Annotated in this window: 4 protein-coding genes; all 4 read right to left on the bottom strand. The window is 48.0% G+C overall.

Going from position 1 to position 24,409, the window contains the following annotated elements; translation table 11 throughout:
* Positions 1-89: 89 nt before the first annotated feature.
* Positions 90-6,698: a hypothetical protein gene (locus ACOJUO_RS25135; protein WP_422138538.1), complete on the bottom strand. Its 6,609-nt coding sequence runs from the start codon at positions 6,696-6,698 to the stop codon at positions 90-92.
* Between the two features lie 87 nt (positions 6,699-6,785).
* Entirely contained in the window at positions 6,786-12,059 is a 5,274-nt protein-coding gene (locus ACOJUO_RS25130) for a hypothetical protein (protein WP_422138537.1), read from the bottom strand.
* Positions 12,060-12,147: 88 nt separating this feature from the next.
* A complete protein-coding gene (locus tag ACOJUO_RS25125) occupies positions 12,148-18,066 on the bottom strand; it encodes a hypothetical protein (protein WP_422138536.1) in 5,919 nt (1,972 codons plus the stop codon).
* A gap of 96 nt (positions 18,067-18,162) precedes the next feature.
* Complete coding sequence (locus tag ACOJUO_RS25120) at positions 18,163-24,378, bottom strand: hypothetical protein (protein ID WP_422138535.1); 6,216 nt, start codon at positions 24,376-24,378, stop codon at positions 18,163-18,165.
* Positions 24,379-24,409 lie beyond the last annotated feature (31 nt).

Genomic DNA, 24,409 nt, shown 5'->3' with positions numbered 1-24,409 from the left:
GAAGGATGAAAAAATCCACTCGCCAGAATATGCGAAACCAACTGGCCAGGTACTTAGTGACTCTTAACTTTTCCATTGTCGCTCATTTGTTATTTGTAGAAGGCTCCCAGAGTGTAGGAGTAAGGAATGCTTTCTGCATGGGAAAACGACCATTTCGGCACATTTTCCCTGAAGTATTTCTCCCAGCTATTCTCAAATAGTTTCATGGTGCGATCACGACGTTCACGAAACTGCAGATAATGTTCGTGTCGAGTCCAGCCATAGATTGTGTTGTTTGCCTTAACACGGCTTGAGTAGTCTTCATCGTTTTCACTGAAACCTTGAGGTGTGGCAATAGTCGTACGTTTTAGATATTCATCTTGCTTTTCACCCGCACCAATCCAGCGATTCATCTTGTCAAGATTACGACCCAGAGGCCCACCCAGCCATTGAGTGAGCAGCTTGTTGTCGTTCATGAAGAAGTCGAAAGTGAGACCCGATGCCAGAGCGAATCCGAAGCTTTGGGCATAGGTAAACCCAGATATAAGGCCATGGGCGTATGCTCCGGCGGTGGCTACCGGACCCAGCACCAGACCGGCTGTGGCCGAGGCCAGCGTTTTCACTTTTTGTGGTGTCGCCCGGTGCAGCAGCGGTACCTGAATCCCTTGCCCGGAACCCATGGATTTCACCATTTCGGGCAGCAGACGGGAAATGCTGCGATACATCTGAGGATTGGCGTTGTACTGTCTGGCAAACAACATGCAGCCGGTTCTCAGCAGAATGACGGAGGAAGCGGCTTTACCCAATGGCATGGCCAGCCCGCCCACTTCAGAAACTTTTTCAATTCCCCTGTGGTAGGCATATTGCCGGGTTCGGTCAGGATCAGGACCAAAGCGTTCCAGCCAGTGCTGGAAAGGTGTGAGCATTCTGTGTAGATAATCACCCCTGTTGGTCAGATCCAGGAGATAGAGAAATGACATGTTGGTGAGGGAAAGCCCGGCAGCCTGTGCGGCGGTATGGGTCGTCAGCAGAGGTTTGTAACTGGAGAAGTACCAGGTGACAGCCTGTGCCAGAAAGGCTGAAGGCTTGACCCAGTATGCATTGAGCTGATACTCAACCACTGCAGCATGAGCCTGCATCAATGTGCCATGGATAGCCCTGATCAGTTCTGATTCAGAGAGTCCGGCAGCGACGGTATAAGGTGTCAGGGTATCCTGAACATTGGTCAGAAAGGCTGCCGTCCTGTGGCCATTGTCAAAGGCAATATCGTCAAGAACGAAGTTGGCAATGACCGCAGCTCCATACTCTTTCATGCCGACAATGGACTCCTTCATAGCTGTCGGGCCAGTTGCAGTCACGGACACTGGTGCAAAGGCACTCTGGATGAATTCCTCAACACCCTTGTCAGACAGCATCCTTACAACAGCTTTGAAATGAGGCACATTGACGCCGTGTTTGTAGCCAAGGAAATGTTCAAATTGATCTACTGTCTGATAACCGTCGACATCTCTGAAGACTTTTATGTAATTCTCAAGTTCAATCTTGCTGACCAGATCTTCACGCAGCAAAGCGATGATCTTGTTACCACTGGCAGAACGGCTAGCGAAGTATTCCGGGAAGCTTTTCAGGTCCCTCGATTCAAGCTCGACGAAGTGCATGGCTGTTTTGCCCATGCTGAGAATTTCGTCGTCGTATTGAAGTGCCCCTTTTTTCATCTCATTCCTGGCCTTGTGCACAAGCCTGAGGATTTTTTTCAGGTTGCTCCGAGGCAGACCTTCTGGAGGCTCGAAAGGGGGTTCCGGGAAGGTCTTTCTGAGTCTCTTGAAAACCTCCACAACCGGACTGGCCTGTTTAAACGTCAGTGTGTCTCCGACCATTGCCTGCATGCGAATCGATGCAAATTCATCGTCAAAATCCAAACCCGGAAGGCAGGAGATTGTGTTACCGCTTTCTACTGCCAATTCTGCCAGACCCAGCGTGACTTCCAGAGCTTGTTTTTTGAGAGAGTGCTGCTGAACGAAGGCGACCATCTCTTCCCTGACTATTGCCTGTCTCGGTGTGTACTGGAAGGGACCTCCGTCATTTTTTACAGCTTGCTCTGCAGCATCCAGGACCAGCTTTATCCTCTCAATGCCTGCTTCCCTGGTTTCAATTTCACCTTCCAGTCGGGTCCGCTCCTGAAGCAGTTGCTGGATCTTGCCGCCATTACCATCATCCCCGCCGAGGCTGGTCTGACACTCTTCCATTACCTCATTGAGAGCCGTGCCCTGTTCATCCGGGCTATGTTGGAGGTCAGCGCGTCTTTCCGTAAACAACAAGTGTTGGCCTTGAAGCCTATTCAGTTTGCGATGAAAACCTGTCAGCTCACTTTCAGCTTCTGCCAATGCTTGTCTGGCCCTGGCCAGCTCACGATCAAGAACGTATCGGGGTTTAGGTCCCAGGCGTGCCAGTAGCTTGTCCAGCTCATTCTCAATGACTGCAATATGCTCACTAACGTCAGGCTGATCCGTATTGAAAACTTCTTCATCAGCAGTAGAGCTTTCGCTCATGCCAATGTTCAGCTTGTGCCTTACAAATTTTAGCACCGCTTTTTGTTGTTCTATGGCTCGCTCATCTACATCTTCGACGTAAAAAGTTAGACGCTCCTGAAGCCTCTCAAGTTTTAATTCCCTACTTTCGTACGTAGGTGAGATATCATGTTTCCAGAGGCAATAGTCTATATCATGCAGCATTTTTTCGGTGACATCATCGCCCTCAAGTTTGCTACGAACCCTGTCAAGTCTTTCTGCGTTGCCATCACCTTCATTGACCTTGATCTTGATTATTTCTTCTACGGTTTGCAACATATGCAGCGCTTCTTCCTCTTCATTCAGCCTCACTTCTGTGATGTATATTTGAATTCTTTCAGAAGTTGCGTGACGAAGGTAATACACGTCGTCCTCTCTATAAATATCGTCCATCCTCTTACAGCGGTAGTGTTTTTGCATCTTGTGATAGAGGTAGAGGTTAAACATCTTCAGGGCTTTTTCCACGGCAGCCAGTCTTTGAAGCACCACAGGCATGGCTTTGGGGTGGCCGGGTGTTCTGATGTCTTCCAGTAATTCTTTCAAATCTGCAAGACGGTCGTTTTGCTGAACGTCAGTGTCTGCTTTCCTGTCTTCAATCTCACCTTCTAGACGGTACTTTTCCTGAATCAGTGGCTGGACCTTGCCGCCAGTATCATCATGACTGCCCATTTGTAACTGTCTGTTTCTCAGGGCATCAACCCGTTGTTCATCAGTGTCGGTGGGTTCTGGCTTCAGATCCGCAGCTTTTTTTGGTCCCAGGGGTGCCATTTGCCTGTCAAGCTCATCCTCGATGGCTTGGATACGCCCACTAACATCAAGCTGGCCTGCTTTGTAAATCTCAGAACCGACCCGTATGAGTTTATCTATAAGTAGACGGACCTGTTCGTCAATAGTGGCATCATTCTGATAGCCCTCAATTTTGAATCGACGGGCTATTTCATTGTTTATTTCTCTTTTGATACTTTCATCTTCATAGGTTCCGCGTACTACAGCCAATAATTCCCAGGCTACGGTTTTCAGAATTTGCTGCTTCTCAGACAGGCTGATATCTTTTTCAAACTCTACCTGCAGATCATTGGCCAGTTCAGTAGTAAAAGCTTTGCTTTTTTCTATAGCGGCAAGGCTTCTACGAGGGTCGATCTCCAGCTCCCATTCTACGTTCGCAAGATAAGATGACTGTAATTCCTTGACTCGCTCTTCCGATACCTCAACCAGAGACCTGAGGCGCGGATGGATCGATTTGAGTCTGAAATCCCTTCCTCTCTGGTCATCCCGGGTTGTGCCGTAATCCCCCCAGAGGATCTTCTCCATCTCATCCAGGTCGTAAGCTGAGATATCATCGCCATCAAGTCTTTTATGAATCCTCTCAAGTCTTGCTGCTTTGCCATCACCTTCATTGCTGTCGATGTTGAATAATTTTTCTGAGGCTTCCAGTACCATCAGCGCGTTTTCCTCCAGGCGTTCTCTGGCTGCTATGATGTATTTCTGAATGCCTTCGGAGATGATCTGGCGATGAAGACAAACGTCGTCCTCCTCATTGAGGCGGTCGTCCTCAAGGACTCTTTCCACTTTTTTCAGTAAGCTGAGTATTTCTGGCCTGGTTTTGGGAGCCAGTGTTCGATCCATTATTTTTTTCAGCCTTGTAAGCTCGTAAAGCGTCATATTTATTGCCAGTTCCATGGCGTCGAGCTCTTCAGCTGTGGTGTTATCATTCAGCTCAACACCAAGAGTAGCTACCAGAACATCTTCATCGCCAGAGTTATAGATGTTGCGATGATCGCTGCTTCTCTGAACTCTCTGAGGCGGCTGTTCCTGCTGAGCATTCATTGTCTCAAGTTGTTGACGCAGACGTGCTTTTTCATCATTCATCGTCTTGATTTTTTGAATCAGGCTTTCATGTTGAACGAAAACATCCGCATCCTTGTCAAAATCCTGAATGTGTAAACGTGCGGCAATGATCCCATGCTGGGATTTGATTTCAGCTTCTTTTGTAGTATCTGTTCTGAAGCTTCGTTGCTGAAAATTTTGTTGGGCGACCTGAGCTTCTTCTTCCGCAGGGTGTTGTTGAATGGCTTGGTCAGGGGCTTCCAGATCAGCTTCGTTGACGGGGTCCTGACTGATCTGTTCAGCTCTGTGCTGGTCCAACACAGCGGATGATTCTGCTTTTTCTTGCAGATGCTTTTGAATGGACTTAAAGCGGTCAAACAGATCGTTTTCATTGACCGGAGTAATACCGAGCTGGTCTTCAATGGTGGTCAGTTTTGCTTTTACGACGTCTATATTTGACTCTTCTCTTGTCCCGGATGACGTTACCACTGCCTGCAGCAGTTCATAAAATTCTTTTACGTTGACTCTGGCTTTTTCTCCTTCTGTTTTGGCAACATCAACCTCTTGTTTCAGCCATATAACTTGACTGACTTCACGCCGAATTATCTGATTCTGATTTTCCAGATGTTTCAGCCGTATTCTGAGCAGTTCAAGCCTGTCGTCAAAACGGTGCTTTTCTCTCAGCTTTTCCTGACCATTATGAACAGCAATAGCCATTGTTTCTTTGACTTGTTCATTTGCGCGAAGTAATTTTTCATTTAGCTCGCCGAGTTTAGCCTCTTTTGCCCGCAGCTTCGCCAGATTGTTGTAAAACTCAAGCAGCTGTCTGGTCATCATATCGCTCATGACTTTGGAAGCAAACTTTTCGTTTCCCTCAGAAGTATCGATCTGCGCCTGGTTGATATTGCTGATAGTGGGTATCACATTATGAATGTTCTGCATAAATTGCGCGTTAATCAGAAGGTTCCTGAATACGGGTTGGAAACCGAAGTTTTTTACCAGTTGATTATGCATCCAGGTCGGCGTGATGACTGACGAAACGATTCTGATGTGTTTCAGGGTGAACTCAACTTCGTCTGTTCCATGTGCTCTATTTGTAATGACAGTGTTCAATGCCTGTTGCAGAGATTCATAATATAAAAGCGCAAACGTCGACATTTTATCTTCAATTGAAATGGTCGTCGGTTGATCCGTGTTAACGCCGGAATCGAGCCGCGCAATAAACTTCTCCAGCAGTTCCATCTGCCTGCTTCGAATGATGTACAGGTAGCTTTTGAAATTATCTTTTTTAACTTGTGTTGTTAATGCCGGGGCGGGGCTCTTAATTTCTAACCAGCGTTTATGGAGGCTCTCTACAAAAGCAATATCATGGGGATTCTGCACCTGACCATAGAAAACAATAATCTCTCCCGGAGCTTCCTTTACTTTCAGCATTGGATAACCCGCAGGCACAGGATAAACCTGTTTGTTATCCTCGACATTGACAACATATCCGACGGGTTTGCTGTATGCCAATAGCTCATTAAGAGCCTGCTGTTGTACATCTTGTCCCAGGATATGAACCTGAATATAGGCAGAGGTGGCTGCTGCCAGGAGAGCCTCATCATTGACAAAGAGTGATTGACCCAGACGTTGCAGTTCAGGGGGCTGTTCGCTTGAAGCGATAAGGCTCATGAAGGTACGTCCATTCACTTCAACTTTTTCTATTTCAATGGTGGCAAGGGCTACATAGTGATCACTTGTTCCGAGGTTTCCTGCTCTGTTACTGGCAGCTTTCAGTACTCCAGCCAGTTGTCGGGGGCTGGCGACTTTCGTTAACGGTTCCAGTGATTGAATGCCAACTAATTGATCACGAACAGCCGCAACTGAATCCTGATCGGTCATTCCGCCTCTGATTTCAATGACCAGTTCCTTTTCTTCAAGGTTATGAGTGAACCTGAAAACACCCTCATCTGCCACCTTCAGGACTTTGGTGTATTTCACAGCAACGTCCTTCTCACCTGTTTCAAACAGCTCAACACTGGAAACGCCACCATCAACACCAGCAAGAGCGTTAGTAAAGCCCCTGGTATGAGCGAAAGAACTCATTTTGACTGTCTGATCAGGGTAGGTGGTTGTAAAGGAATTGGGTACTGGCTGCTGGTCATCGCCTAACGTTGGCTGAACTATGACTTCACTCTGGGTAAATTCCACTTGTCCACTGCAACGAATATCGATAGATTTTGTCTGCAGTTTGCGATCTGTCACAGCCTGTGTGCCAAGGATGGAAGAGCAGATTGCAACGGCCACCGCAAGGCGTAATGCATTCGGGCGAGCATTTGTCATTCTACTACCTCAGAGCTGAGTACTTTTATGACTATGAAAAGCGATGGCCACACCCGGCGGGAAGCAGCTTTTAATTACTTATGGCTGTCAGTGGGTCATGGTTGCAGATTGAAATCCTGATTGAGGGGCATTGCTCTTATCAGGACCGTGAACTTTCTGATTATCGCCCTGTTGCAACTTATAAAAGGCACCCAGAGTGTAGGAGTAAGGAATACTTTTTGCGTGGGAAAACGACCATTTCGGTACATTTTCCCTGAAGTATTTCTCCCAGCCATTCTCAAACAGTTTCATAGTGCGATCCCGGCGTTCACGGAACTGCAGATAATGTTCGTGTCGAGTCCAGCCATACATCGTGTTGTTTGCTTTAACACGGCTTGAGTAGTCTTCATCGTTTTCACTGAAGCGTTGAGGTGTGGCAACAGTTGTACGTTTCACATATTCATCTTGCGTTTCACCCACACCAATCCAGCGATTAATCTTGTCAAGACTGCGACCCAGAGGCCCACCCAACCACTGAGTAAGCAGTTTGTTGTCGTTCATGAAAAAGTCGAAAGTGAGGCTGGATGCCAGAGCGAATCCGAAGGTTTGAGCGTAGGTAAACCCTGATATAAGACCATGAGCGTATGCTCCGACAGTGGCTACCGGACCCAGCACCAGACCGGCTGTGGCCGAGGCCAGAGTTTTCACTTTTTGTGGTGTTACCCTGTGCAGCAGCGGTACCTGAACCCCCTGCCCGGAACCCATGGATTTCACTATTTCGGGCACCAGGCGGGAAATGCTGCGATACATCTGAGGATTGGCGTGGTACTGTCTGGCAAACAACATGGAGCCGGTTCTGAGTAGAATGACTGCAGAAGCGGCCTTGCCCAATGGCATGGTCAGCCCGCCCACTTCAGAGATTTGTTCAATGCCAGTGTGGTAGGTATATTGCCCGGTTCTGTCAGGATCATCACCGCAGTTTTCCAGCCAGTGCCGGAAAGGTGTGAGTATTCTGTGCAGGTAATCACCCCGGTTGGTCAGATCCAGAAGATAGAGAAACGCCATGTTTGACAGGGACAGATCGGCAGCCTGCCAGGCGCTGTGGGTCGCCAGCAGGGGTTTGTAACTGGAGTAGTACCAGGTGACAGCCTGTACCAGGAAGGCTGAAGGTTTGACCCAGTGATCATTGAGCTGCTGCTCAACCGCTGCGATATGAGCCTGCATTAATGTGTTATGGATAGCCTTGATCAGGTCTGATTCAGACAGGCCGACAGCATTGGCATAAGGCGTCAGGGTATCCTGGAGATGGGTCAGGAAGGCTGCCGTCCTGTGGCCATTGTCAAAGGCAATATCGTCAAGAACATAGTTGGCGATGACAGCGGCAGCGTACTCTTTCATGCCGTCAACAGATTCTTTCATGGCTGTCGGGCCAGACGCGGTGACGGTCACAGGCGTAAAGGCACTTTGCATGAATTCCTCAACACCCTTCTCGGACAGCATCCGGACATCGGCTTTGAAGTCAGGCACATTGACCCCGTGTTTGTAGCCAAGAAAGTGTTCAAAGTCAGCCACTGTCTGATGACCATCGACGTCTCTGACGGCCTTCATGTAGTTCTCAAGTTCAACCTTGCTGATCAATCCTTCACGCAGCAGAGTTATGATCTTGTTACCAGTGGCAGAATGGCTGGCGAAGTATTCCGAGAAGCTTTTCAGGTCCTCTGTCTCATACTCGACGAAGTGAATGGCTGTTTTGCCCATGCTGTGAATGGCTTCGTCGTATTGTTGAGCCCCGGTTTGCAGCTCACCCCTGACCCAGTTCACCAGCAGCTGAACTTCTGCCAGGGCAATCATAGGCATTAATTTTATTCGCCCGGGAGACAGGTGCGCGCAGTTCGTCATCAGGCTCTTGAAGACTTTCACTATCCGACTGGCCCGGGCAAACGTCAGGCCGTCTCCGACCATTGCCCTCAGGCGAATCGGTGCAAATTCATTGTCAAAATCGAAATCCACAAGCGAGGGGCTTGCCTTACCGTTTTCCAGGGCTAATTCTGTCAGACCTATTGCAGCTTCCAGAGCTTGTTTATTGACAGAGTGATGTTTCATGTAGTTTTGCATATCGCTCAGAAGTTTTACCTGCTTCGGCGTGTACTGGAAGGGGCCGCCGTCATTTTCGACGGCTTTCTCTGCAGTCTTCAGGACTTCCTTCATTCTTTCAATGTCGACTTTCCTGTTTGCTATCTCAGCTGTCAGTTGGACCCTTTCCCGATTCAGTTGCTGGATCTTGCCGCCAGTTCCATCATGTCCGCCCAGTTGTACCTGTCTGTTTCTCAGGGCATTAATCCGGTCTTCACAGGTCTGAGTAGAGTCAGGTGTAAGCCCCTCAGCTTCTTCAGTGGCATCAAGATCCGCTGCCACTTGTTTGTTACTAATAGCATTCAGTCTTTGATTAGCAGTCTTGAGCTCACTTTCAGCTTTTTGTATTGCCTGTCTGGCCTGAGCCACCTCACGATCAAGAACGTATCGGGGCCTGGGCCCCAGGCGAGCCATTTGCCGGTCAAGCTCATTCTCGATGGCTGCAATACGCTCATTAGCGTCAGGCTGACCGACATTGAAAACTTCTTTATCCAGCTTTTGGAGTTTTTTTCCAATCAGACGGTTCTGGTCGTCGATAGTGGCGTCTTCTTTATAATCCCGGATGTTGAGTTGATGAGCTATTTCATTGTTCCAGGCTCTTCTGGCAGCTTCATCATCATAGAGTGCCGCTACTTTTTCGATTAATTCCTGAATTTTGGTTCTCAGGGTAGCCTTCTGATCAGACAGGTCGTCATCCTGATCAAAGGCGACATCAAGCTCTTTGGCCAGTTTAACAGTGAAAGCCTTGCCTCTTTCTTTAGCCGCATCGTTGTCATCAGGGTAGATGCTCAGCTCGTTCTCTATAGCTCCAAGCAAACCTGTCTGTTGTTTTCTGATTTGCATATCCAGGTACGAATCGTCGATTTTATAGTTGAGAATCGCACGAATCTTGGTGAGTTTGAGACTGCTCTCGTCCAGAATTGTGCTGTCTTCTTTACAGAGGGTTTGATGTATCTGATCCAGGGTATTTTCATAGCTATCATCGCCGTCAAGTGTTGTATAAACCCGGGCAAGTCTTGCTGCTTTGTCATTCTCTTTATAGACCCACCCCCCCCAGGCCCACGAGATGTCACTTATCCCATTCTCTATCTCATCCAGTATCTCATCTGAGAGAAGATCACTGTTAAGTATTATAAAAACTCTGTTGAGTCTTGTTGCTTTGTCATCCTCTTCGCTGACTTTGAGGTTGAGTTCTTTTTCTACGACTTCCAGTATGTCCCGGGCCCTTTTCTCAGCCAGCCGTCTGGTATTTCTGATGTATTCCTGTATGCCTTTAGAAATGTCCTGGCGACGGAGATACACATCGTCGTCTTGATCAGGGTCACCCCGGTGAAGGACTTTTTCTAAGGCACTCAGCTTCTCAAGTACTTCAGGCCAGGCTTTGGGGTGGCCTGGTGTTCTGATGTCTTCCAGTGCTTCTTCCAGTGCCTTGAGCCTGAAGTGTTTGGTATATAACATTGCTTCCAGGGCAGTGTCATCGGGTGTGCCTGGTGGGCTGTATTCGCTCAGCTCAGTGCCAAGGACCGTAGTGAGAGCGCTGGTTTTGACCCTGGTGTAAGAATCCTCAGCAAACTCTTGATCGTGCATTGTCTGAACTTCCTGAAGCAGGCGTTGCTTTTGAGCATTCAATGTATTGATTTCTTCAAGCAGGCTTTCTTGCTGAGCATCAACATCTGCATTGCTATCAAAATTCTGAATGTTTAAATGTGCGGCAATGGTTGCATAGTGGGCTTTGATTTTTGCCTGCAGCTCTGCCTGCGTGTTGTCCAACTCAAGGTCCTTACGGACCATGTTAGCAATGACTTTTTTAACTAAGTTTGTGTCTTCGACAAGGGCAAAGCCCCTCATCAGCAGTTCGTTGAGAATGTCTGTACCTCTTTGAACATTGATAAAAAAATGCCGACTGTTCAGGAGGTCTCTGAGTAGGGGTTTAAAGCTGAAGATTTTTTCGAGTTGAACCAGCATCCAGCCCGGCGTGATGACCGATGTCGTGACTACGATCTGTCCTGCTGTCAATTCGAATTCATCGGTTGCATCCTGACTAACAATGGTTAATACCTGCTGTATAGATTCATAGTATGCAAGTATCGCAAGTTTATCCTGGTCCACTTCAGCATCCTGTTGTACAGCTAAATTGTCAGCAAACTCCTCCAGCAGCGCCATCTGCGTACTTCGAATGACGTACTGGTAGCTTTTGACCTTGTCTTTTTTAACCCGTGCAATCTTGTCATTGTCATTAGCGTCAGATTGTTCAAAGAGGTTATAGAGACATTCCACAAAAGCGACATCGGCCGGATTTTGCTTCTGACCACGGAAAACAATCCTGTCCGCCGTAGCTTCAGTCACCTCCAGTTTCAGATAACCCTCAGGCACAGAGTATACCTGTGTGTTGTCCTCAGCGTGGACAACATAGCCGACGGGCTGCTGGTATGACAGCAAATCCTCCAGAATATCCTGCTGTAAATGTTCCCCAAGAATATGAACCTGGATATAGGCAGAGGTGGCTGCAGCTAAAAGAACCTCATCATTGACAAAGATCGACTGCCCCAGGCGCTGCAGTTCCGGAGGTTGATCGCCTGCAGCGATAAGACGCATGAAGGTGCGCCCGTTCACTTCAAATTCGTCCACATCAATGGTGACCAGGTCAACATAGTGATCAGCCTCGCCAAGGTTGCCTGCTCTTTCGTACGCACCCTTGAGCACTCCGGCCAGGTGTGAGGGGCTGGCGATTTTTGTTAACGGTTCCAATGATGGGAGGTCATCTGATTGAGCACGAACAGCCGTAATTGAATCCTGATGAGTCATTCCCTCCCTTACCTCAATGACCAGTTTCTCTTCTGCAAGGTTATGGGTGAACCTGAAGACCCCTTCATCACCGACCTTCAGGACTTTGGTGTATTTCTGAGCAGCGTTGTTGTTGTCTGTTGTAAACAGGTCAACGCTGGAAACGCCACCGCTGATACCTGAGAGAACATCTGTGAAGCCTTCGGAAGGAACCTTATAGCCCCTTCTGATCTGAGTCTGATCAGGGTAGGTGGTTGTAAAGGATTTGGGTAATGGCTGCTGGTCATGACCTAAAGTTGGCTTAACGATGACCTCGCTCTGGACGAACTCCACCTGTTCATTGCCCGGAATATCGATAGATTTTATCTGCAGCCTGCGATCGGCCAGTGCGTCCGTGACAGAGATGGAAGAGCTGATTGCAGCGGCCACTGTCAGGCTCAAGGCATTGGGGCGGACTCTTGTCATTCTACTACCTCAGAGCAGAGTACTTTATTACCCTGAAAAAGTGATGGCTACGCCGGACAGGGAAGCAGCTTTTAATGACCCATAGCCTTCAGTGGCTCATGGTTACAGATAGAGATTTTGATTGGGGGGCATTGCTCTTATCATGACCCTGAATTTTTGGATCATCGCCCTGTCGCAACTCATAGAAGGCTCCCAGAGTGTAGGAGTAAGGAATACTTTCTGCATGGGAAAACGACCATTTAGGTACATTTTCTCTGAAGTATTTCTCCCAGCCATTCTCGAATAGTTTCATGGTGCGATCCCGGCGTTCACGGAACTGCAGATAGTTTTCGTGTCGAGTCCAGCCATACAGGGCGTTGTTTGCTTTAACTCGTTTTGCGTAGGCTTCATCGTTTTCATTGAAGCGCTGAGGTGAGGCAATAGCCGACCTTTTTATATATTCATCGTCCGTTTCACCCACGCTCAGCCAGCGATTAATCCTGTCAAGACTTCGACCCAGAGGGCCACCCAGCCATTGAGTGAGGATTTTGTTGTCGTTCATAAAAAAGTCGAAAGTGAGACTCGACGCCAGAGCGAATCCGAAGGTCTGGCCATAAGTGAATCCGGATATAAGGCCATAGGCGTATGCTCCGACCGTGGCTACCGGGCCCAGCACCAGTCCCGCTGTGGCAGAGGCCAGAGTTTTCACTTTTTGTGGTGTCACCCTGGGCAGCAGCGGCACCTGAATCCCTGGTTCGGTAATCATGGATTTGATTATTTCGAATGTTTGGGCATGGGTAAACCTGGATAAAAGGCCGTGGGCTTGCATTCCCAAGGTGGCTGCCGGGCCGAGCACCAGGCCGGCTGTTGAGGCCAGAGTTTTCACTGCTTGTGGTGTCACCCTGTGCAGCTGCGGCAACTGAATCCTTTGTCCGGAACTCATGGATTTGACCATTTCTGGCAACAGACGGGAAATGCTGCGATACATTTGCGGGTTAGCGTTGTACTGTCTGGCAAAGAGCATGGAGCCGGTTCTCAGCAGAATGACTGAAGAAGCGGCCTTACCCAATGGCATGGCCAGCCCGCCCACTTCAGAAACTTTTTCAATTCCGCTGTGGTAGGCATATTGCACGGTTCGGTCAGAATCAACACCGACGCGTTCCAGCCAGTGCTGGAAAGGTATGAGCATCCGGTGCAGATAATCACCCCGGTTGGTCAGATCCAGAAGATAGAGGAATGACATGTTCAAGAGAGACTGCTCGGCAGCCTGCACTGTGGTATGGGTCACCAGCAGAGGTTTGAAGCTGGAGTAGTACCAGGTGACGGCCTGTACCAGAAAGGCTGAAGGTTTGCCCCAGTACTTGTTGAGCTGATACTCAACCGCTGCGGCATGAGCCTCCTTCAATGTGCCATGGATAGCCTTGATCAATTCGGTTTCAGAGAGTCCGGCAGCATTGGCATAAGGAGTCAGGGTATCCTGAACATTGGTCAGAAAGGCTGCCGTTCTGCGGCCATTGTCAAAGGCAATATCGTCAAGAACATAGTTGGCGATGACAGCAGCGGCATACTCTTTCATGCCGTCAACAGATTCTTTAATGCCCGTCGGGGCAGTCCTGGTCACGGTCACAGGGGTCAAGACGCTTTGCATGAATTCCTCTGCACCCTTGTCGGACAGCATATGGACAATGCTGTTGAACAGAGGCAAATTGACACGGTGTCTGTAGTAAAGGAAGAATTCAAACTCAGCCACTCTCTGAAAACCTTCGAAACCTCTGCCGGCCTCCATATCAATACTTCTGACGGCCTTTACGTAGTTTTCAAGTTCAACCTTGCTGATCAAACCTTCACGCAGCAGAGTTATGACCTTGTTACAATTGGCGGAATGGGCAGCCAGGTATTGCGAAAAGTCTTTCAGGTCACCTGGTATGTGCTCGACATAGTGAATGGCTCTTTGGCCCATGCCGAGCACTTCGTCGTCGTATTCCTGGGCCCCTTTTCCCAACTGATTCCTGACCACGTAAACAAGTGCGTGGATTTGTTCCACGATATTCAGAGGCCGATCTTCTTCAGACCAGAAAGGGGGGTCCGGGAAGCTCGTCTTCAGGCTCTTGAAGACTTCTACAATCCGACTGGCCTGATTAAAAGACAGATTGTCACCAACCAGCATCCGCAAATGGACGGGTGCCAGTTCATCGTCAAAATCGAAAGTCGAAATCCAGGGGATTTCATTATCGCTCTCCACTGCCAGTTCTGCCAAACCCAGCGCGGCTTCCAGAGCTTGTTGTTTGAGAGCGTTATGCTGCGTGAAGTCGTCTATGGCGGTCCGTACACTTGCCTGTTCCGGCGTGAACTGGAAGGGACCGCCGTCATTTTCGACGGCTGTCTCTGCCGTCTTCAGGGCTTTCTTCATTGACTCAATCTCAGCTTTCCTGGTTTCAATCTGAGCTTCCAGATGGTCTCTTTCCTGAACCAGTTGCCCAATCTTGCCGCCAGTACCATCATTCCCGCCCAGTTTTAGCTGCCTGTTTCTCAGGGCATCAACCCGGTCTTGACAGGTGTCAGTGGAGTCTGGTGTCAGACCCATGGCTTCTTCAGCGGCTTCAAGAAGCGCCTCATGCTCCGGGTCTTGTTTTACATTGGCTACATCTTTACTTTTCCTGTCATGCTCACGCAGGAATTCTGTGACATGATTATAATTTTTCCTTGCCAGAGGCAGTTCACCCTGTGTTCCCTCGGTGATATCGCTTTCGTCCAGACCCTTAATCGCCTGATTGAGGACCCTGTTGTCATCCTCCGAGGTATGCTGGAGGTCAGCACGGTTCCCCGCAAATGCCACAGGTTTGCCACGAAGCATATTCAGTTGCTTATAAAGACCCGTCAGCTCACTTTCATCTTCTTTCAGTGCTCGTCTGACATTGGCTAGCTCACGATCAAGAGCGAATCGGGGTTTTGGACCCAGGCGAGCCATTTGCCTGTCAAGTTCATTTTCGATGTCTGCAATGCGCTCATTAATGTCGGGCTGATCGGCATTGAAAACTTCTTCATCGAGCTGTTGGAGTGTTGTTTCAATCAGACTGTTCTGGTCGTCGATAGTGGCATCTTCTTTATAATCCTCAATGTTGAGTTGATGAGCCACTTCATTGTTTCTGGCTCTTCTGACAGCTTCATCGTCGCAGGCTTCATGTAGCTCATCCATTAATGCCTGAATTTTGCCTCTCAGAGCATCCTTCCGAGCAGGCAGGTTGTCATCCTCTGCAAATGCCACCTTCAGATCACTGGCCAGTTTAGTAGTGAAAGCCTTGCCTCTTTCTTTGGCAGCAAGGTTTTCATGAGGATTGATACTCAGCTTGAACTCTATAGCATCAAGCATACTTGCCTGTTGATCTCTGGCTTGCTTATCCAGGCACGAATCTTTGGTTTTATAGGTAAGAATCGCACTAAGCTTTTTGAGTACGAGCTCCCTCTCGTTGAGAGCTTCGCTGTCTTTTTGCCAGAGGGCTTCATCTATTTCTTCCATCGTGTATTCAGAGGTCAAGTCTTTGTCAAGTACTTCACGAACCCAGGCCAGTCTTGCTGCCAGGTCTTTCTCTTCTTCCCATGGGATGCGGAGTATTGCTTCTACTTCTTTCAGCAGATTGATCTGTTGTTTTCCGGTCGGGTTATCCGGGTCGGAGTCTTCGAATTTATGATGAAGGTAAGCATGCAGCTTGATGCGTATGAGATCATCCCAATCCAGAGCCCTGCTTTCATAGGCCCAGAGGGTGCCATCTAACTCATCCAGTATCTCAGCCAGTGTGTTATCTGAAAGATCAGCGTTGTTAAGTATTTTAAGAATCCGGGTGAGTCTTGTTGTTTTGTTATCCTCTCCATTGAGGTTGATACTGAGTTCTGCTTCTACGTCTTCCAGTATCCTATATGCTACAAACTCTGCATACTCTCTGGCGTCTCTGATGAATGCCCGCATGTTATCAGAAATGTACCAGCGTTGTTGGTACAGGTCTTCGTTCCGATTATTCTGACTTTGCCGCAGAACTTTTAGTACGGCATTCAGAGTCTTAATTACTTCAGGCCTGATTTTGGGGTGGCCGGGTGTTTTGATGTCAGCCAGTTCTTCTTCCAGCTCTGCAAGCCTGAAGAGCCTGGTGTATACCATTTTTTCCAGGACATCGTCTTCTGGTATGCTGCCGTCACCTGGCTCAATACCAAGAACTGCTGCCAGAGCACCTTTTTTGGCCCTGGCGTGAGCATTCTCTGTATTAAGTTCAACATCCACCGTCTGAGGCTTCTGAAAAAGACTTTCCTGTTCACGAATCAGTTGTTTTTTTTGATCATCCAATGCCTTAATTTTCTGAAGCAAATGTTTTTCCTGATTATTGATATCATCATTGCTATCAAAATCCTGAATGTTTAAATATGAGGCAATGGTTGCATAGCGGGCTTTGATCGCAGCTGCGGTTGCGCGATCTGATGATCTGCTTATCCCGGTGAGTCCGGCCTCTTTATGCTGTAGCTTTTCCCGCAGGCTTTCTATCTCAAGCAGCTTCCCGGTAAGGTCAGCAACGACTTTGGAAGTAAAGCTTTTGTCTTTGCTAAAAGTATCGCTAAACGTTTTGGTGACAATGGGTATAACCTGGTGAAGATTCTGAACAAAATGCCGGTTAGTCAGGAGATTTCTAAGTACGGGTTTGAAGCCGAAGTATTCTGCGAGTTGAAGATGGATCCAGGTTGGCGTGATAAACGACGAAGCGAATCTGAGGTGGGGTATTGTCAATTCAAATTCATCTGCTCCGTCCAAAGTAGCAGAGGTCAAAGCCTGCTGAAGATATTCATAGTAGGCAAGCATCGACAGCTTACCATCGTATTCAAACGTCGTTTGTCCGGCATTGTCAGGTCCGTAATTGTGCTGTGCAGCCAGCTCCTCAAGGAGAGCCATCTGCTTGCTCCGAATGATGTACCGGTAGCTTTCGATCCTGTCTTTTTTAACCTGCGCTGTTGCTTCAGGAGGGGGGGCATTGTTATTAAATTCTCTCTTCCAGATGTCAGAGAGAGCTTTCACAAAAGTGACATCGGCCGGGTTCTGCTTCTGACCACGGAAAACAATAGTGTCTCCCGTGGCCTCAGTCACTTCCAGTATTGGATAATTTTCAGGCACAGGATAAGCCTGTGTGTCTTCCTCGACGTGTACAACATAGCCGACGGGTTTGTTGTGTGCTAATAGTTCATTAAGAGCCTGCTGTTGTAAGTTCTCTCCCAGGATATGAACCTGGATATAGGCAGAAGCGGCTGCTGTCAGGAGAACATCGTCGTTGACAAAGAGTGATTGACCCATACTTTGCAGTTCAGGGGGGCGGTCGCTCGAAGCGATAAGACCCATGAAGGTACGCCCATTTACTTCAACTTTTTCTACTTCGATGGTGGCAAGGGCAACATAGTGATCACTGGTGCCGAGGCTTCCTTCTCTGTCGTCGGCACCTTCCAGTAAAAAAGCCAGCTGTATGGGGCTGGCGATTTTCGTTAACGGTTCTAATGATCGGAGACCGCCCAATTGATTACGAACAGCCCTGACTGAATCCTGATCGGTCATTCCGGCTCTGACTTCAATGACCAGCTTCTTTTCTTCAAGGTTATGGGTGAACCTGAAGACTCCTTCATCACCTACCTCCAGGACTTTGGTGTATTTCTGAGCAACATTATTCTCGTCTGTTTCAAACTGATCAACACTATAGACGCCACTACCAATGCCAGAAAGAACTGTTGTTAAGCTTAAGCAGGGATGGACATAGTCTTCACTTTCCTGAGGCTGATAAGGGTAGATGGTGGTAAAAGATTTGGGTATTGGCTGTTCGTCATGACCTATAGTTGGCAGAACAATAACCTCACTCTGGGTAAACTCCACATGACCATTACCCGTAACATCGACAGATTTTGTCAGGAGCCTGCGATCGGCCAGTACCTGTGGACCAACGAGAGACGAGCTGATTGCAACGGCCACTGCAAGGCTTAACGCATTGTGATGAGCATTTGTCATTCTGCTACCTCAGAGGTGAGTACTTTTTATTAGCGCGAAAAATGATTGCCACACCAGGCGAGGGAGCAAGTTACAAACGCTCATTGCTCTCAGTCGCTAATGGATGTCAATTGCCTTGATTTGCTTCAGGCTCTTTGAGGTCTTTGTGGGCTGAGAAGAAAAGGTTGCATCCGGTGCCAACTTCTGATTATCGCCCCGTTGCCATTCGTACAAGGCTCCAAGAGTGTAGAAGTAAGGAAAACTTTCTGCATGGGAGAATGACCATTTAGGCACATATTCCCTGAAGTATTTCTCCCAGCTGTTCTCGAACATCTTCATGGTGCGATCACGGCGTTCACGGAATTGCAGATAATTTTCGTGTCGCGTCCAGCCCAACATATTGTTGCTTGCTTTAACACGAGTTGCGTACTCTTCATCGGATTCACTGAAGCCCTGAGGTGAAACGACAGCGGTCCGTTTCACATATTCATCGTCTGTTTCACCCACGCCCTGCCAGCGATTAATTTTGTCAAGACTACGTCCCAGGGGGCCAGCCAGCCATTGGGTGAGCATCTTGTTGTCGTTCATAAAAAAGTCGTAAGTGAGACTGGTTGCCAGAGCGAATCCGAATGTCTGGGCATAGGTAAATCCAGATACAAGGCCGTGGGCGTATGATCCGACAGTGGCTACCGGACCCAACACCAGACCGGCGATGGCAGAGGCCAGAGTTTTCACTTTTTGTGGTGTTACCCGGTGCAGCAGTGGTACCTGTATCCCTCCGGAATCCATGGATTTCAGCATTTCAGGCACCAGGCGGTTAATGCTGCGATAGCTATGAGGATTGGCGTTGTACTGTCTGGCAAACAGCATGGAGCTGGTTCTCAGCAGAATGACTGAGGAAGCGGCCTTGCCCAATGGCATGGCCAGTCCGCCTACTTCAGAGATTTGTTCAATTCCATTGTGGTAGGCAGATTGGCCGGTCCGGTCAGGATCAATACCGTAGCCTTCTATCCAGTTTTGAAAAGGTGTCAGCATCCGGTGCAGGTAATCTCCCCTGTTGGTCAGATCCAGAAGATAAAGGTACGACATGTTTGAGAGTGACAGCCCGACAGCCTGCCAGGCAGTATTGGCAACCAGTAAGGGTTTATAGCTGGAGTAGTACCATGTGACAACCTGCGCCAGGGAGGCTGAAGGTTTGATCCAGTAATCCTTTAGCTGCTGCTCAACCGCAGCGGCATGAGCCTGCATCAATGTGTCATGGACAACCTTGATCAGGTCTGATTCAGACAGGTCGGCAGCATTGGCATAAGGTGTCAGGGTATCCTGAACATAGGTCAGGAATGCTGCCGTCTTTCGGCCATTTTCAAAAGCAATATCGTCAAGAACATAGTTGGCGATAACAGCTGCAGTGTAATCTGTTACGCCGGCAACTGACTCTTTTATACCTGTCGGGCCCGTTGCAGCCACAACCACAGGAGTAAAGACACTTTGTATAAGTTCTTCAGCATCCTTGTCGGGCAGCATCCGGATAGTCTTCCGGAATTCTCTTGCTTCAACGCCGTGTTTATAACCAAGGAAATGTTCAAATTCAGCCACTGTCTGATAACCATCAACACCTCTGGCGGCTTTGATATAATTCTCTAATTCAATCTTGCTGATCAGTCCTTCACGCAGCAGACTTATCATCTTTTTGCCACTGGCGGTGTCGGTTGAGAAGTACTCCGAGATGCTTTTCTGGTCCTCTGCTGAATGCTCAACGAAGTGAGTAACCGTTGAGCCTAAGGCGTGAATTACGTCGTCGTATTGTTGGGACCCTTTTCCCATCTCATTGGTGACCTTCTGCGTCAGAGTCTGAATTTCTTTCAGGGTATTCAGAAGTTGAAGTTGATTTGCGAACAAAGAATCGTGAGGGTATTCCAACGAGGTTGTCTTCAGACTCTTGAAGACTTCCGCAATACGACGAGCCTGATTCAGATCGTATCCGAACATTGCGTACAAGCGAATCGGTGCAAATTCATCGTACAACATGAAACCCGACAGGCAGGGGATTGGCTTACCTCTTGCTAATGCTGATTGTTCCAGACTCAATGCGGCTTCCAGCGCTTGTTTTTTGAGAGGGTGCTGCCGACTGAATTTGTGGAGAGCTTCCAGAGCTTCTGCCTGACCTGGCGTGTACTGGAAGGGACTGTACCGGAAGGGACAGCCATCATTTTCGGCGGCTTTCTCGTCGGCCTTCAGCGCTTCCTCCATTCCCTCAATATCTGCTTTTCCGGATTCAATCTCACCTGCCTGACGGGCTATTTCGTACTCATATAAGGTTTTACTCTTCTCATCAATGTCACCGTTCATTACCTGATAGAGAGCCGTGTCGTCTTCATTGTCAGGAAGGGTATTGAGTTTGTGATGAACATCTGCCAGCTCACTTTCAGTTTCTTTTACTACTCGTCTGGCTGTGGCTAAGCCATGATCAGGAACGTATTGGGTTTTACCCAGGCAAGCCATTTGCCTGTCAAGTTCATTTTCAATGGCTGCGATACGGTCATAAATTTTAGGCCGACCCACTATGTCAACTTCTTCATCCAGCTCCTGAAGTGTTTTTTCAATAAGACTGATCTGATCCTCCAAAGGGGCATCGTTCTTATAGCCCTCAATGTTAAGTTGCCGAGCCATTTCATTGTTTGCATCTCTGGTGAGCTCTTCAGTGTCATAATGGTCGTTTACTTTTTCCCTTAATGCTTGAATTTTGTTACTCAGAGCATACTTCTGGTCATTCAGACTGGCGCCTTTTTCAAATTCTACTTCCAGATCCAATGCCAGTTCAGCGGCAAAACCCTTGCCTCTTTCTTTCGCAGAAGGGTTTTCACTGGTGTCGATGTTCAGCTCGTCTTCTACAGCTTCAAGCATCTTTCTCTGTTGCTTTGTGACCTGCCAATCGACATCCGGGGTTTCGACATGAAAGGTAATAAATTTTTGAAGTATCTGAATTTTTTTTGCGATTTGGTATCCAAGTGAGCTTTCAATTTTCCAGATAACAGCGTCTATCTCATTCAGCATGGATTCTGAGACATCACCGCTTTTTAGCTTTCTGCGAACCCTCTCAAGCCTCGTTGTTTTGTGATCATCCTGGTTGACTTCGAGTTTGAATATTTCTTCTACTGTTTCCAGTATTTCAAGAGCCTCCTTCTCTGCATTCTTCCCGGCTTCTGCAATGTATGTGTGAATTTCTTCAGAAATGGCGTTACGGCGGTAATAGACATCGTCCTCGCGATCCAGGTGATCCAACTCCAGGGCTTTTTCTATGGCCGCAAGTTTTTCTTTGAAAGCTTCTTCTTCGGGCTGTCCTGTTGCGACAATACCAGGCACCGCTGTCATTCGAGTGTTGTAATCCTGTCTGGCGGCGGCTATGACTTCACGAACTTCTTTTCTCACAATTTGAGCTCGTTCAATCTCAATCTCAAGGCGCAGTATCGAGTTTTCCCGTTTTTTCAGCTCTAATTCGGTCCGAGCGTCCTGCATCCTGATGTGTTCACGAACAGCCCGGCAACGAAATTTCAGGGTCTTTTCACTATCCGGGACCAGACCGAGCTGACGTTCAATGCCACTCAGACTATCCTGGATTTCCTGATCGGTTCGTTCTTCTTTTCTCTCAACTTGAGCTCGTTCAATCTCCTTCTGAAGGCTCCGTATCGATTTTTTCCGTTTTGCCAGCTCTATTTCGGTCTGAGCGTCCTGCATCCTGATGTGTTCACGAACAGCCCGGCAACGAAATTCCAGGGTCTTTTCACTATCCGGGACCAGACCGAGCCGACGTTCAATGTCGCTCAGACTATTCTGGAATTCCCGGTCGGTTCGTTCTTCTTTTTGTTGCAGGTGTTGTTGAATGGACTGAAGGATAACCGGATCGTCTTCATTAACGGAAATAATATCTCGCTTGCCTGTAATGGCCGTCGGTTTTACGTTTGCAGCTTCTTTATCAGGCTGCTCTGTTGCTGCTACCCATTGCTTGAGTTCAGCAATTTTATTTCTGATGAGTCTGGCTTGTTCTTCGACTGGCTGGGCATCATCCCAGTTGTCAATACCAAGCTCTGCTGCCATTTGAGCATTGCGAACCTTTGTGGCACCTGTTCTGGCATCATGGACTTGTTGTGCCAGAGATGGAACTTGTCCTGCTTCCTGCTGAAGTTTCTGTAACCAGTCTTTCTGTAACCAGCTTTTCTGTGCTTCCCGCTGAAGTTTCGCAGTGGTGCTCTGTTGTTTACTTTCAACGATAGCTTGTCTTTTCCGGACTTGTTCATCGGTGACTTCTCTGTTTTGTCGCAGCAGCTGTTGAATGTACTGAAGGTAACCCAGACTGAATTCTTTGACCGAATCAACACCTCGCTCACGTTCAGTGACCGCCGGTTTTGCTTTTACAGTTTTGTCATCAGACTGACCTGTTGCGGTAAATATTGCGACAACCAATCGATTGATTTTACCAATTTCTTTTGCAATGATCCTGAGTTGTTCTTCGTTTGGCTTGGTATCATCCCAGTTATCGATACCAAGTTCTTTTGCCATTTGAGCACTGCGAGCTATTCTGGCTCTTATTCTGGCGCCATGAGTTTTTATTGACTGCTCTGGATTACATTCGACTTCCTGTTCAAGCTTCTGCATCAATTCTTTCTCTTGTGCCCGCTCCTGACGAAGTTGTATAAGCTCCTTGTTAATTTGTTGTTTGAGTTGATCTGCTCTGAGTCTCCCTCTTTCACTGATAGTGTCTTTCTGCGTTTCGAGATTTATCTCTTTTCTAAGATGCCTGAGACTGAGTTCTTTTATTAGCAAGAATACCTGCTTATCATCCATCTCATTCATCTGTCTGGATATGTCGCTTATGGGTTTGGAAGTAAGCTTTTCTATGACCTCAAGAGTATCGTCCTGCAGCTGATTAAGATAACTGTCATCCACTATCTCTTCCTGAATAGTCTGAATAAAGAGTGGGTTAGTCAGAAGATTTCTAAGTGCAGGTTTGAAGCTGAAGCGTTTTTCGAGCCGATTAAGCACCCAGGTCGATGTGAGGACCGGGAAAGCGTCTTCGATCTGTTCTACTGTGAGTTCAAATTCATCTGCTCCATCTGAAGTTGCACTGGTCAATGCCTGCTCAAGATATTCATAGTGTATCAGTGTCCACAGATCCTCTTCGTATTGAAGCGTCGCTTGGCTATCTTCTTCAGTATGTAGCTCTACAGCCAAATTCTCCAGCAGTGCCATCTGCCTGCTTCGGATGGTGTGCTGGTAGCCTTTGACCTTATCTTTTTTGATTTGTGTTTTTGCTGCAGAGGGGGGATTACGGGCCTCTTCCGCCCACATGTTATAGAGCCCCTCCACAAAAGCGACATCGGCCGGGTTTTGCTTCTGACCACGGAAAACAATAACTTCTCCCGGAGTCTCAGTCACTTCCAGTCTTGGGTAGCCTACAGGCACAGGATAAGCTTGTGCATCATCCTCGACGTGGACAACATAGCCAACGGGTTGATGACAGTGCAATAGATCGTTCAGGGCTTCCTGTTGTAAATCTTCCTCCATTACATGAACCTGGGTATAGGCAGAGGTAGCTGCTGCGAAAAGCACTTCATCATTGACAAAGAGCGATTGACCCAGGCGCACTAAATCAGGAGGCTGATCGTTGGCAGCGATAAGACGCATGAAAGTACGCCCTTTCACATTCACTTCATCTACTTCAATAGTGGCAAGGGCAACATAGTTATCCATTTCGCCAAGTTGTCCCGCTCTTTCGTGTGCACCTTTCAGCACTCTGGTCAGTTGTTCGGGGCTGGCAACTTTCGTTAAGGGTTCTAATGACTGGAGGTCGCCTAATTGATTTCGAACTGCTGCAATTGAATCCTGATCGGTCATTCCGTTTCTGACTTCAATGACCAGTGCCTTTTCTGCCAGGTTATGGGTGAACCTGAATATCCCCTCATTACCTATCTTGAGAACTTTGGTGTATTTCTGAGCAACGTCCTTCTCGTCTGTTTCAAAAAGATCAACACTGGAAGCGCCGCCAATGCCAGACAGAGTGTCTGTGAAGCCTTCAGAAGGCAGTTCGTAGTCTGCTCTGACCTGAGTCTGATCAGGGTAGGTGGTTGTGCAGGATTTGGGTATTGGCTGCTGGTCATTGTCCAAAGTTTGCTTAACTATGACTTCGCTCCGGGTATACTCTGTATGTCCTTTGTTCAGAATATCAGCGGATTTTGTCTGCAGTTTGCGCTCGGCCATTGCGTCTGTGGCCATGATGGAAGAGCTGATTGCAACGGCCACTGCAAAGCTTAATGCATTGGGGCGAGTATTTGCCATTCTACTACCTCAGAGCTGAGTACTTTTATCG

The sequence above is a fragment of the Endozoicomonas sp. ALC020 genome (genome assembly GCF_049275935.1).
Classification (GTDB): Bacteria; Pseudomonadota; Gammaproteobacteria; order Pseudomonadales; family Endozoicomonadaceae; genus Endozoicomonas_A.
The sequence above is the reverse complement of the archived record's forward strand: the minus strand, read 5'-3'. Positions and strand labels throughout refer to the sequence as shown.

Bases quoted from the DNA above. Each gene is read 5' to 3' on its own strand.
- ACOJUO_RS25130 (WP_422138537.1), bottom strand. From the start codon at position 12,059: ATGACAAGAGTCCGCCCCAATGCCTTGAGCCTGACAGTGGCCGCTGCA.
- ACOJUO_RS25120 (WP_422138535.1), bottom strand. From the start codon at position 24,378: ATGGCAAATACTCGCCCCAATGCATTAAGCTTTGCAGTGGCCGTTGCA.
- ACOJUO_RS25125 (WP_422138536.1), bottom strand. From the start codon at position 18,066: ATGACAAATGCTCATCACAATGCGTTAAGCCTTGCAGTGGCCGTTGCA.
- ACOJUO_RS25135 (WP_422138538.1), bottom strand. From the start codon at position 6,698: ATGACAAATGCTCGCCCGAATGCATTACGCCTTGCGGTGGCCGTTGCA.